A 12,267-nucleotide genomic window follows, 5' to 3' on the forward strand; every position below is an offset into this window, starting at 1 on the left:
AAACACGCGCGGAGCCGTAAGGCTGCGCCGACCGGCCGGCCAGGTTGGGAATTTTTCCCCCGGCTGGTAATATCCGCGCCGTTTGACCACGCAGGCAGGCGGGCCTGGTGTGGTTGCGGCGCGGATTGTCTTTCTGGCGGGTGAGGCGGCGCGTGGTCGCTAGCTCCCGGCGCACGCGGAAACACAATCGCGTGAAATGGGTCGCTGGCCCCGCGAACAAATCGCTGCGATATCCTATCTTGCGTCGCATGATCCGCCTTCTTTCCCTTCTGCTTTTCTTCTGCCTTCCGCTTGCCGCAACGGGGCCGGCGACTGCTCAGAGTACGGCTTCCGGCGTCGGCGAGCTTGGCCCGCGTCTCGATCGCGCGGCGAGCGACCCCGCGATGCGGCCTCTGAAGACGGTGATTGTCGCTCGAGACGGACGCGTGCTCAGCGAACGTGGGTTCCATGGTCATTCGCCCTCGGAATCGACCAATATCAAATCCGCTTCGAAGTCGATCATCTCGGCGCTGGTCGGTATCGCCATCGACAAAGGCCTGCTCGAGGGGCCGGATCAGAAGATCGCGCCGATCCTGAAGACCGATCTCCCTGTAACGCCCGACCCGCGCATCAACGACATCACCATCGGCAATCTTCTCTCCATGCAGGCCGGGCTCGATCGCATGTCGGGGGCGAACTACGGCCGCTGGGTCTCCTCGCGCAACTGGGTGCGCTTTGCGCTGTCTCAGCCTTTCGTCGATCAGCCCGGTGGCGAGATGCTCTATTCCACCGCATCCACGCATCTGCTGTCGGCCATTCTCACCAAGGTCGGCCGGCGGCCGACGCTGGTGTTGGCGCGCGAATGGCTCGGCCCGGTCGACGGTTTCCGCATCGGTGCATGGGAGCGCGATCCGCAGGGCATCTATCTCGGCGGCAATCAGATGGCGATGAGCGCCCGGTCCCTGCTTGCCTTCGGCGAACTCTACCGTAACGGCGGCAAGACCGCCGACGGCCGCCAGATCGTCCCTGCCGACTGGATCGCCCAGTCGTGGCAGCAGCGCACCAACTCACGCTTCTCCGGCGATGAATATGGCTATGGCTGGTTCACGCGGCAGATCGGCGGCGAGCAGGTGCATTTCGCCTGGGGTTATGGCGGGCAGATGCTCTACATCGTGCCGTCGCTCGATCTCACCGTCGTCATGACCTCGGAAGAGAGCGGTCCGTCTGCCCGAAACGGCTACAGGGACTTGCTGCACGGTCTGTTGGCGGACATCATAGGCTCGGTGCGGGCAGCCTAAAAAACTCGTGATCGTTCAATTTTTAGCGAAGGCTCCAATCAAACCGCAAAACGCATCCTGTAAGTTCCGTGAGAATTTCGGGAAAGCGCCATGCTGCTGGATCTCAGGACAATCTATTTCATTGTTGCCGTGAGCTGTTTCGTGCTGGGCATTCTCCAGCTTGCAGCCTATGCGACGGGTCGCTTCGAGAGGTGGCCGCTCTGGTGGGGTTTGAGCAACCTTCTTGTCGGCGTCGGGTCCTTCCTCGTCGCGTTGCGTAATCTCGTTCCCACCTCCGTCTCGATCGACGGCGGCAATATCGTCACCATCGCCGGCTACATGCTGATGTTCTTTGCCGTCCGGGTGTTTTCGGGACGAGCGCTCGACCAGCGCAGTTTCTGGCTTGCCATCTTGCTCGTCAGCGTCCCTGTCGTCCTCATCGTCAGCGATCCATCGGCAGTCTCGGCGCGGCTCCTCTACGTCTCCGTTGTTTGCTGCCTCTGCGATCTTGCGGTCGCAAGGGAGGCAATCAGCATTGTCCGGCGCGAGAGGCTTTATTCGGCAGCCTTGCTTGTCGGCCTCTACGTCTGCACTGCCGCGATCTTTGCGGTTCGCAGCATTCTCGCGGCGACCGGTGAGATCGGTGGGCCGGATCCTTTCGGCGGTAGTGCAATTCACAGCTGGATGGCGGTGTCTGCGGTCGCGTTCATCATGCTGCGCAGCATGGCGATGGTGCTGATGGCCGCCGAGCGCAGCCGAAATCAGCTGACGGAACTCGCTCACCACGATCCGCTGACCGGCGCGCTCAATCGTGGTGGTCTTGCCCAGCATCTGCCGGCTCTCGGTTCCCGGCCGGTATCGCTGCTGATCATCGATATCGACCATTTCAAGCAACTGAACGACAGACATGGCCATGCCGCCGGCGACGATATCCTGCGCCTTTTCGCCAGTGTTTCGAGAGGCATCATGCGCTCCGACGACCTGCTTGCCCGTCAAGGTGGGGATGAGTTCCTGGCGGTGCTGAGAAATGTTTCCCGGGAAGATGCGGTGGCGATTGCCGAGCGCATCCGTCTCGCCTTCGCCGCAGCCGTCCTGCAGCGGCCGGATCTGGCCGTCTTTCCGACGCTGAGCATCGGTGTTGCCGCGCGTGCGGAAAGCGGCGGAGATTTTGAGCGGCTGATGCAGAAGGCCGATGAGGCGCTCTATCGTTCGAAGCGCGAGGGCCGCAACCGGGTCGAAGTCTTCGGAGAAAATCAGCAGGCCGCGTAGCGCCCTCAGTGATTCCTACCTCTTCCAGCGTGAGCCTAGAGCCTTTCCCGGTTAGATTGAAACATTCTGCCGGAGCAGGTTTTCGTCAGGGCAAAGGCGGTTGGCGAAGGGCATACCCCTTGGTACGTCCGAGCCGATCGTCTTTGCCCTGGCGGAAAGATGCCCGGCCCTTCGGGTTGGCTGAAACGGGCCGCCTGATCGACCGGCCGGCTTGGCCGTAGAACTGGGCTACGACGCGCGCCGGCCGGTCGACCATCCGACTCCGTTTGAGCCAACAGAATGCTTCAATCTAACCGGGAAAGGCTCTAGATATTCTGATCCATCGTCTCGGCCGGGATTTCGTCGGCGCGGTGGACGCGCACGAGCGTCGCCGGCACGCCGGCGACCGTGCAATGCGTGGGAACCGATTTGAGCACGACGCTGCCGGCCGCGACTTTGCTGAAGGCGCCGATTTCGATATTGCCGAGGATCTTGGCGCCCGCGCCGATCATCACGCCGTGGCGGATCTTCGGGTGGCGGTCGCCGGTTTCCTTGCCGGTGCCGCCGAGCGTGACGTTCTGCAGGATCGACACTTCATCCTCGATGACCGCCGTTTCGCCGATGACGATGCCCGAACCGTGGTCGAGCATGATGGACGCGCCAATCCGTGCCGCCGGATGGATATCGGGGCCGAAGACCAGCGAAACGAGATTGGCGAGCCAACTGGCGATCTCCGGCCGGCCGGCGACCCACAGTGCATGAGCGACGCGGTGCGTCTGCAACGCATGAAAGCCCTTGAGATTGAGAAGCGCGTGCAGAAATGTCGTGCAGGCCGGATCGCGCTCGCGCACGGCGATGAGATCGGCCTCGACCTTCCGCATGATATCGCCATCAAGTGTGGACAGGATGAGATCGAACAGATCACCGGTTTCCACCTGCGCCACGGAGAGCCGCGCGGCCAGCACGCGGGCGATGATCTCATCGTTGCCAGCGGTGTCCGTTACCTGAGCGGCAAGCAACTGCTGCAATATCGGCTCGCGTGCGGCAAGCTCGACCGCCTCGGCGCGGATCACGGTCCAGACGGATGCGTCGCCCAAAGTCTGCGGTTGTTCGGTCAAACCGAGGCCGGTCGATTTCGACATTCCCGTTTCCTCCGTCAGCCACGGCAGCGCAAAGCGTTTCCCGCGCGTGGTTTATGTTTCGCCCGGGCCAGGCATTTGGCAAGCCCCGATTATAGTCTAGCCGTCCGACGGTTGCAGGTCAGGTGTCAGTTCCGGAAGCCGGCGCCAGTGATAGAGCACATCCGGCTCCCGTTCTTCGTTGTCGGCGCCATCGGTCTCCTCTTCGGCGGTAAAGCCGTGCCGTTGGTAGAACGCACGAGCGCCCGCATTGCGCTGGAACGTCCAGAGCCTGATCTCGTCCATCTCTTCCTTGGCGCAACCAAGAAGCAAGGAGCCAATGCCCATGCCCTGAAAGTCGGGAAGAACGTAAAGCTGCTCTATCCAGTTGTCGCCATAGGCGATGACACCGACGAGCCGGTTGCCCATGGCAGCGCCGAGGATCGAGCAGTTCGGCAGCAGATGCATGCGCCAGTACTGCTCCTCTTCCTCAGGCGTATGCACATCCGGTAGCCAGGGCAGCAGCTGCCATAGGGCGACACGCCGGATTTCCGCTGCGGCTTGCATGTGATCGGCCGTGAGCGCCACGATTTCGGGTTCTGTCAGGGCGTCGTTCATTGCCGGCAGCGGGGCTCAGGCCGAAATATCGATGACGCCGCAGTCGCCGGCTTCGGAGCCGAAGGCGAGCAGCTTACCGTTTTTGCTCCAGCTCATCGCCGTGATCGCGCCCTTGCCAGGGCGCCGCAGCAGCGCTTCCTTGCTGTCGGCGATGCGCACGGCCAGAATCATGCCGTCGATGAAGCCGATGGCGAGGATGTCTTCGAGCGGATGGAATTTTACCGCGGTCGCCATGATATTGGCGCGAGTGCCGAGTTCCAGCGGCGCCTTGCCCATCGGCCCGTCCTTGCCCTGGAAGGGCCAGACGATTGCCGCGGGCGCGCCTGAAGACGCGAGCCACTTGCCCTTGACCGACCAGGAGAGCGATTTCACCTTGGAGGGGTAGCCGGTCATGCGCATGTGGCGGGCTTCGGTGCCGGGCTTGATGTCGAGCTTCCAACCGTGCAGTGCGTTTTCCTGCATCGAGGTGACGAGGAAATTACCATCAGGCGAGAAGGTGACGCCGGTATGCGCACCCTTCCACTCCAGATCGACCGGCTTGGCGGTCATGCCGATCCAGTGCAGTGACACACCGTTGTAGCGCGCCGCCGCGATGCGCAGACCCTTCGGCGCAAAGGCAAGGCCTTCGACCGTGCGCTCCTCGGGGAATTCCTTGGTCGTGCCGTCGGCAAGACGCACGAGCGAACTCTTGCCGTAGGAATAGGCAACGGCACCCTGCGGGCCGGCCGCCACCTGCGAAATCCACTTGCGCGGCGCGGTCGCGATTTCGCTGACGCTGCCGTCGGCGGCAATGCGCAGCACCTTGCCGTCCTCGCCGCCCGAAATCAGGCTCTCGCTGTAGGGATCACGAATGGCGGTGAGCATGCCCTGATGGGCTTCAGAAACCCTGTCGCCGCCGTCCAGCCGGTGGAAAGTACCGTTTGCGCTCGCGAAGAAGGGTACATCACCTAAAAATTCGACGGCCAGAACGTGGCCGTCGAGATCAAGCGGTGCAACTGTCGGCATCAGGCGGCTGCCTCGCAAGCCTTGAAGGAGGCTTCGAGCTTCTCGCGGTCAAGTTCGCGGCCGATGAAGACGAGACGGCTCTCGTGCTTTTCGCCTTCCTTCCACGGACGCTGGTGATCGCCCTCGATGATCATGTGCACGCCCTGAACGACGTAACGCTCGGGATCGTCCTTGAAGGCGATGATGCCCTTGAGACGCAGAATATTCGGGCCCTGCGTCTGGGTGACCTTCTGGACCCAGGGGAAGAAGCGCTCCGGGTTCATCTCGCCGCCGCGCAGCGAGACCGACTGCACCGTCACATCGTGGATCGCCGACATCGCGCCATGGTGGTGATCATGGTGATGGTCGTGGCCGTGGTCATCATGCTGATGACCGTGATGATCATGGCCATGATGGTGGTGGTCGTGATCACAATCGGGGCCGCAGACATGGTCGTCATGGCCCTGCTCGAGGAAATACGGATCGTTTTCGAGCGCGCGCTCCAGGTTGAAGGCGCCCTGATCGAGCACGCGGGCGAGATCGACGCCGGAGCGGCTAGTCTTGTAGACGCGGGCAGCCGGGTTGATGGCGCGAACGATATCCTCGATCACATCAAGTTCTTCCGGGGTCACGAGGTCGCTCTTATTGATGATGACGACGTCGGCGAAGGCGATCTGGTCCTCGGCCTCGCGGCTGTCCTTCAGGCGCAGCGGCAGGTGCTTGGCATCGACGAGGGCGACGACGGCATCGAGCTCAGTCTTGGCGCGCACGTCGTCATCCATGAAGAAGGTCTGGGCCACCGGCACCGGATCGGCAAGCCCCGTCGTCTCGACGATGATGCCATCGAAGCGGCCAGGGCGGCGCATCAGGCCTTCGACGACGCGGATCAGGTCGCCGCGCACCGTGCAACAGACGCAGCCATTGTTCATCTCGTAGATTTCCTCGTCCGACTCGACGATAAGGTCGTTGTCGATGCCGATTTCGCCGAATTCATTGACGATGACCGCATATTTCTTGCCGTGATTTTCGGAGAGAATGCGGTTGAGCAACGTCGTCTTGCCGGCACCGAGATAACCGGTGAGCACGGTAACGGGAATAGGCTTCAGGGTGGAGATCGCGTCGGTCATGAGAACCTCTAGGATTAGGCGTACGGCCGAGCGGCTTGGGATCGGCTGCTTGAACGGTTGGTCTCATATAATGGCTTGAGCGTGGCAGTTCAAAGGGTTTTATAATGTTATAAGATCACATCGTCTGGCCGGTGCAGATGAGCCATATTCACCGCAGTTGCGCGACATCGAATGCATCGACATCACCAAGCAATTCCACCAGGCCTTTTACCGCATGGGCAATCAGCGCCTCGCCTTTGTCTGCCGTCGCAGCCGCGGCGTTACCTGCCACGCCGTCCGTGTTGAGATCCGACATCTTCCAGCCGAAGGCGTGCGGCCCGTAGGCGCGCAGATGCTTGAAACGCTCGGCGAATTCCGTCTGTCGCGAGCGGAAGTCCGCCGCCTTCGCCATATCCACCTTATCCGGATGAAGCGCCAGCATCGCCGAGGTCTCGATATCGCCGCCATGGATGCCGATCGCCTTTTCCTCCGGCGTGACTACGCCATCCGGCACGCCGAAACGGGTCCAGCTTGTTACCACCACCAGCATGGCAAAGCGGACCCGCGCCTCGGTCGCGACAATGGTCATGACGGGCGAATTGCCGCCATGGGCGTTCAGCATCACGAATTTGCGGATGCCCTGCTTTGCCAGCCCCTCGGCGATGCCGAGCCAGCGGTTTACCGCTTCGTCGAAGGCAAGCGTCTTCGTTCCTTCAACATCCATATGCTCTATGGAATAGCCGACAGATTCGGCGGGCAGAAAGGTGACCGGCAGGCCGGCGGGCAAGGCCATCTTCAATCGCCCGGCGATGCCTTCGGCAATCAGGGTGTCAGTTTCGAAGGGCAGGTGAGGGCCGTGCTGTTCATGGGCGCCGAGCGGCAGCACGGCGATCAGGCGGCGCCCATCAGGGGCAAAGGCCGGGTTGCTGTCCTCGAAGCGCGGCGAAGGTGTCATCATCCGGTCGTTGCCTCTTGTTTATGACGAGATCCTGGGCAATGTCATATCGCAGCGGCGTCGGGGCTTAAAGATCAAAGGGATGGCTATGGGAAAGAAGCACAAGGACGGCAAAAAGAACAAGTCCAAGAAGAAGGACCAGACCGAGTATACGCTCGTCGATCTCTCCCCGGCTCTGACCCAGGCGGCGCGTTCCATGCGGACGGTGCTCTCGCGCAACCTGCTTGAAAGCGGCCTCTATGCCGGGCAGGACGGTGTCATTCTCTTGCTTGCCGAGAGTGACGGCATGACGGCAGGCGGCCTTGCCCAGAAGCTCGGCGTCAAGGCGCCGACGATGACGCGCACGATCGGCCGCATGGAGGCGCAGGGCTTTCTCGAGCGCAAACCCGATGCCGAGGATGCGCGCCTGACCAAGGTCTATCTCACCGAACTCGGCCGTGGCAGCGTGCAGGGGATCGAGTTGGCGGCTTCGGCCTGCGACAGGCTGGCGACGCAGGAGTTCTCCGAGAAGGAAATTCGCAATCTCGTCCGGTTGCTGAAGGCGATCGATGCCAATCTGCAAGCCGAAGCCATTCATATCGAAGAACCGGACGACGACTGAAATTTCCCCGAAAGACGAATTGCTTCCATCGATTAAATCTTTTAATTAAACATTTTAAGGGCCGCGCCGGTTTGCTGGCGGGGTCTTACTGCTTGCGTGCTGCCTGGAGGAGGACACGTGGTCCAGAAGATCAAGCTTTCGACAATTGCCGAAACGCTCGGCATTTCAACGGCGACCGTATCGCTTGCCTTACGCGACAGTCCGCTTGTCGCCGGCAATACGCGGGAGAAGATCAAGGAACAGGCGCGCGCGCTCGGCTATATCTACAATCGCCGTGCCGCGAGCCTTCGCACCTCGCGCTCCGGCATCATCGGTGTCGTCGTGCACGACATCATGAACCCCTTCTATGGAGAGATCCTGAAGGCGATCGAAAGCGAGCTCGACCGCAGCCGCCACACCTTCATCCTTTCCAACCATTACGACAATGTCGAGAAGCAACGCACCTTCATCGAGACCCTGCTGCAGCTCGGTGGCGACGGCGTCATCATGTCGCCGGCGATCGGTACACCGCCTGAGGACGTGCAGCTGGCAGAAGACAACGGCATGCCGGCGATCCTGGTCGCCCGCTCGATGGAAGGGCAGGACCTGCCGACCTATCGCGGCGACGACAGCTATGGCATCTCGCTTGCCACCAACCACCTGATCGGCCTCGGTCATCGCTCGATCGCCATGATCGGCGGCACGGACCAGACATCCACCGGCCGCGATCGCTACCAGGGTTATGTCAATTCTCTGCGCAAGGCTGGCATCGAGGTCGATCCGAACCTGCGCATTCCCGGTCCGCGCTCGAAACAGGGCGGTTTCGAAGCTGCAGTGCATTTCCTTTCGCTGCCGCAGAAGCCGACCGCGGCCGTTTGCTGGAACGATCTCGTGGCGATCGGCCTGATGAACGGCATTGCGCGCGCCGGCATGGTGCCGGGACGCGATATTTCCGTCACCGGTTATGACGATCTCGAGGAGGCCTCGATCGCTACGCCGGCGCTAACGACCGTCTGGAACGGTCAGGCCGAGGTCGGGCGCCTGGCCGCCCGGGCGCTGCTTGATCGCCTTGCCGGCAGCCATGAGCCTGACGGGATGCATCTGATCAAGCCGGAAATGCGCATTCGCCAGTCCACCAGCCCCCATCGGCCGCGCGCCTGAACCAAGACCGCCATCCAAGAGGAAAAGCCATGTCCCGCATCGCCATTCTCGTTCCCGGGAAGATACACGACCGTGTTCTCGAAAGGTTGAAGGATCGTTTTGAGATTATCGCCGTCCCGCGCGAGGAGAAGCTTGCGCTCGACGGCGAGATTGCCGGCCGCATCCGCGGCGTCGCCGTGTCCGGTTCCTTCCCGGGCGCCTGGATGGACCAGCTGCCGCATGTCGAGGTGGTCGCCAATTTCGGTGTCGGTTATGACGGCGTCGACGTGAAACATGCCGCGGAAAAAGGCATCGTCGTTACCAATACGCCAGAGGTGCTGAACGATGAGGTCGCCGATACGGCGATTGGCCTGCTGCTGAATACGGTCCGCGAGTTGCCGCGGGCCGAAGCCTGGCTGCGCGCCGGCAACTGGAAGCCGGGCACGGCCTATCCGCTGTCGCGCTTCTCGCTCAAGGGCCGCCATGTCGGGCTCTACGGCCTTGGCCGCATCGGGCTCGAAATCGCCAAGCGGCTGGAGCCGTTCAAGGTGAAGATCAGTTATCACACGCGTTCGCGCCATGCCGACGTGTCCTACGATTATCACCCGACGCTGAAGGGGCTGGCGAATGCTGTGGATACGCTGATCGCCATCGTTCCGAAGACACCGCAGACGCACAAGACGATCGATGCCGATATTCTGGCCGCCCTTGGCCCTGACGGCATTCTCGTCAATGTCGGCCGCGGCTGGACGGTGGACGAGGAGGCGCTGAGTGCCGCGCTCACGACCGGCGCGCTCGGTGCTGCTGGTCTCGATGTCTTCTATGAAGAGCCGACCGTGCCGGCCGACCTGCTTGAGCCGACCAATGCCGTGCTGCTGCCGCATGTCGCCTCCGCGTCCGTGCCGACACGCAATGCAATGGCCGATCTCGTCGCCGACAATCTCATTGCCTGGTTCGAGAAGGGTGCAGCGCTGACGCCGGTGCCGGAGACGCCGCAGAAGGCTTAGGCGTAGCTGGATCGGCGGGCGATGCTTGCCGAGCAACAGATATAGCGCTTCGCGGGCGCCTGGAGTCAGGCGGTCGCCTGCGCGGGGATGACCGGCAGCTTGGCCGCGGCATAGCTGCGGACGGCGTCGCCGAAAGCGGCGAACAGCTGGTTCGAAGATTTGTCGGTTTCAGCCCAATATTCCGGATGCCATTGCACGCCGACGGCAAAGGCCTTGGCGTCGATGACGGAAACGGCCTCCACCGTGCCGTCTTCGGCGATGGCTTCCACCTGCAGGCGCGGGGCGGTTCTGGCGATTGCCTGGCGATGCAGGGAATTCACGCGGATCTCGCCCGGACCGAGAATGCCGGCGATGCAGGAGCCTTCCTTGACGTGGATGGTCTGGCGAATGGCGTACATGCCGTCCCGATCGACGCCTTCCGGCCGGCGGTGGTCCCAGATGCCGGGCTGCTCCTGGATCTCGCTTGCCAGCGAGCCGCCGAGGGCGACATTCAGCTCCTGGATGCCACGGCAGATGGCAAGTAGCGGGATGGCGCGGTCGATGGCGCGGCGGATGAGCGGCAGGCTGGTGGCGTCGCGGGCGGGGTCGAAGGGGCCGTCCTTGTCATTCGCCTCGGCACCGTAGAGCGAGGGATGAACGTTGCTGGCCGAACCGGAGACCAGCAGCCCGTCGACGCGGTCGAGGATCGCGTCAGTATCGTAGCCTTCCTCGAAAGCGGGGATGATGAAGGCCATGACACCGGATGCATTCAATGCGGCGCGCAGATATTGATGCTGCACGGCATGCCAGGTCGCGCCGTCGAAGCTGCGGATATCGGCAGGAACGGCAACGATCGGTTTCGTCATATCAGCCCCGGTGAAAATCTTTATTCTCGTCGTTTCTTCCGCCTGAACGGCCGTCAAGTCAACGCTTGGCTGTATCAGGCGGCCAAATTGCGGCGAAAGCGGTGCCGAAGGTCTCTGGTTTGCGGCTAAGCCGCTGATTTTGATAGGCGCCTGCGGGCTGCCTTATTGCCGTCTTGATGCCAAAGGCTAATAGACTAAAGCTTGAATCGCGGCCCCCGCCATGCTTAGGTTTGCCCTTGCTGCGGGTAGGGGTGAAGATTGCCGCGCAGTACCATCTATACGGGAGGTTTTTGATGGATCGTCGTTCGTTTTTCAAGAAGGCGGGAACCGCCGGCGCCGGTGCGGTCGCCGCAACGGCATTGGCAGCGCCTGCGATCGCGCAGGAGAATCCGAAGATCGCGTGGCGCATGACGTCGTCGTTTCCGAAGAGCTTGGATACGATCTATGGCGGCGCCGAGGATATCGCTAAACATGTCGCCGCAGCGACAGACGGCAATTTCACGATCCAGCCCTTCGCGGCCGGTGAAATCGTGCCGGGCCTGCAGGCCGTCGATGCCGTTGCCGCCGGCACGGTCGAGGCAGCCCACACCACCTCCTATTATTTTGTCGGCAAGGACCCGACTTATGCCATCGGAACGGCCATTCCGTTCGGGCTGAACAGCCGTCTGACCAATGCCTGGTACTATGAAGGCAACGGCAACAAGCTGATGAACGAGTTTTATGCGACGCAGGGCATGTATGCCCTGCCAGCCGGCAATACCGGCGCGCAGATGGGCGGCTGGTTCCGCAAGGAAATCAATACACTCGATGACCTCAAGGGCGTCAAGATGCGCATTGCCGGCCTTGCCGGCCGGGTCATGGAGAAGGTCGGCGTCATCCCGCAGCAGATCGCCGGCGGCGACATCTATCCGGCGCTGGAAAAAGGCACGATCGATGCGGCGGAATTTGTCGGTCCCTATGACGACCTGAAGCTCGGCTTCCACAAGGTGGCGAAGTACTACTATTATCCGGGCTGGTGGGAAGGTGGCCCGACGGTGCATGGGTTCTTCAATCTCGAAAAATGGAGCAGCCTGCCCAAGCATTATCAGGCAGCGCTGACCGACGCCTGCGCCTTCGCCAACACCAACATGTTGGCGAAGTACGACACGAAGAACCCGACCGCGCTGAAGCAGCTCGTCGCGGAGGGCGCGACGTTGCGCCCGTTCAGCCAGGAGATCATGGAAGCCTGCTTCCAGGCAGCTACGGGCATCTACAGCGAGATCTCGGGCACGAACCAGTATTTCAAGAAGATCTACGATGACCAGACCGCCTTCAAGCGGGACGCTTATCTCTGGATGCAGCTGTCGGAATACACCTTCGATACGTTCATGATGATCCAGCAGCGGGCCGGAAAGCTTTAAGCTCTCCGCC

General features: G+C 61.9%; 12 protein-coding genes. 6 read left to right on the forward strand and 6 right to left on the reverse strand.

Features of this window, described 5'->3' with window-relative positions; all coding sequences use genetic code 11:
- Window positions 1-248 precede the first annotated feature (248 nt).
- Entirely contained in the window at window positions 249-1,277 is a 1,029-nt protein-coding gene (locus tag A6U98_RS14970; RefSeq protein ID WP_064651374.1) for a serine hydrolase, read from the forward strand.
- A gap of 90 nt (window positions 1,278-1,367) precedes the next feature.
- Window positions 1,368-2,525 (forward strand): GGDEF domain-containing protein, encoded by a 1,158-nt coding sequence (locus A6U98_RS14975; RefSeq protein WP_064650994.1) that lies wholly within the window; start codon window positions 1,368-1,370, stop codon window positions 2,523-2,525.
- Between the two features lie 305 nt (window positions 2,526-2,830).
- Here the strand turns inward: A6U98_RS14975 and cysE are convergent, their stop codons facing one another.
- From cysE to A6U98_RS15000, 5 genes are all read right to left on the reverse strand, one after another.
- On the reverse strand, window positions 2,831-3,646 hold the full coding sequence (gene cysE / locus A6U98_RS14980; RefSeq protein ID WP_064650996.1) for a serine O-acetyltransferase: 816 nt from the start codon (window positions 3,644-3,646) through the stop codon (window positions 2,831-2,833).
- 96 nt (window positions 3,647-3,742) lie between these two features.
- Complete coding sequence (locus A6U98_RS14985; protein ID WP_064650998.1) at window positions 3,743-4,240, reverse strand: GNAT family N-acetyltransferase; 498 nt, start codon at window positions 4,238-4,240, stop codon at window positions 3,743-3,745.
- A gap of 15 nt (window positions 4,241-4,255) precedes the next feature.
- Complete coding sequence (locus A6U98_RS14990; RefSeq protein WP_064651000.1) at window positions 4,256-5,245, reverse strand: WD40 repeat domain-containing protein; 990 nt, start codon at window positions 5,243-5,245, stop codon at window positions 4,256-4,258.
- The gene (locus tag A6U98_RS14995; RefSeq protein ID WP_064651002.1) at window positions 5,245-6,351 is read right to left on the reverse strand and encodes a GTP-binding protein; all 1,107 of its coding nucleotides are present in this window, start codon (window positions 6,349-6,351) and stop codon (window positions 5,245-5,247) included. The genes A6U98_RS14990 and A6U98_RS14995 overlap by 1 nt, the downstream gene beginning before the upstream one ends.
- A gap of 148 nt (window positions 6,352-6,499) precedes the next feature.
- Window positions 6,500-7,288, reverse strand: a complete 789-nt coding sequence (locus A6U98_RS15000; protein ID WP_064651004.1) for a creatininase family protein — start codon at window positions 7,286-7,288, stop codon at window positions 6,500-6,502.
- Between the two features lie 85 nt (window positions 7,289-7,373).
- Here A6U98_RS15000 and A6U98_RS15005 point away from each other — a divergent pair, with 85 nt between their 5' ends.
- The 3 genes from A6U98_RS15005 to A6U98_RS15015 all read left to right on the forward strand — a co-directional run bounded on the left by A6U98_RS15005 (window position 7,374) and on the right by A6U98_RS15015 (window position 10,012).
- The gene (locus A6U98_RS15005) at window positions 7,374-7,886 is read left to right on the forward strand and encodes a MarR family transcriptional regulator (protein ID WP_064651006.1); all 513 of its coding nucleotides are present in this window, start codon (window positions 7,374-7,376) and stop codon (window positions 7,884-7,886) included.
- A gap of 117 nt (window positions 7,887-8,003) precedes the next feature.
- Window positions 8,004-9,026 carry a LacI family DNA-binding transcriptional regulator gene (locus tag A6U98_RS15010; RefSeq protein ID WP_064651008.1) on the forward strand — a complete coding sequence of 341 codons (1,023 nt, stop codon included), beginning with the start codon at window positions 8,004-8,006 and terminating at the stop codon, window positions 9,024-9,026.
- A 29-nt stretch (window positions 9,027-9,055) separates the two neighbouring features.
- Window positions 9,056-10,012, forward strand: a complete 957-nt coding sequence (locus A6U98_RS15015) for a 2-hydroxyacid dehydrogenase (RefSeq protein WP_064651011.1) — start codon at window positions 9,056-9,058, stop codon at window positions 10,010-10,012.
- A gap of 65 nt (window positions 10,013-10,077) precedes the next feature.
- Here the strand turns inward: A6U98_RS15015 and A6U98_RS15020 are convergent, their stop codons facing one another.
- Window positions 10,078-10,857, reverse strand: coding sequence for a gamma-glutamyl-gamma-aminobutyrate hydrolase family protein (locus A6U98_RS15020; RefSeq protein WP_064651013.1), 780 nt, complete (start codon window positions 10,855-10,857; stop codon window positions 10,078-10,080).
- A 293-nt stretch (window positions 10,858-11,150) separates the two neighbouring features.
- Between A6U98_RS15020 and A6U98_RS15025 the strand changes: the two genes are divergently transcribed.
- Window positions 11,151-12,257 (forward strand): TRAP transporter substrate-binding protein, encoded by a 1,107-nt coding sequence (locus A6U98_RS15025; protein WP_003552852.1) that lies wholly within the window; start codon window positions 11,151-11,153, stop codon window positions 12,255-12,257.
- Window positions 12,258-12,267: the final 10 nt, after the last annotated feature.

The organism is Rhizobium sp. WYCCWR10014 (genome assembly GCF_001657485.1).
Lineage (GTDB): Bacteria > Pseudomonadota > Alphaproteobacteria > Rhizobiales > Rhizobiaceae > Rhizobium.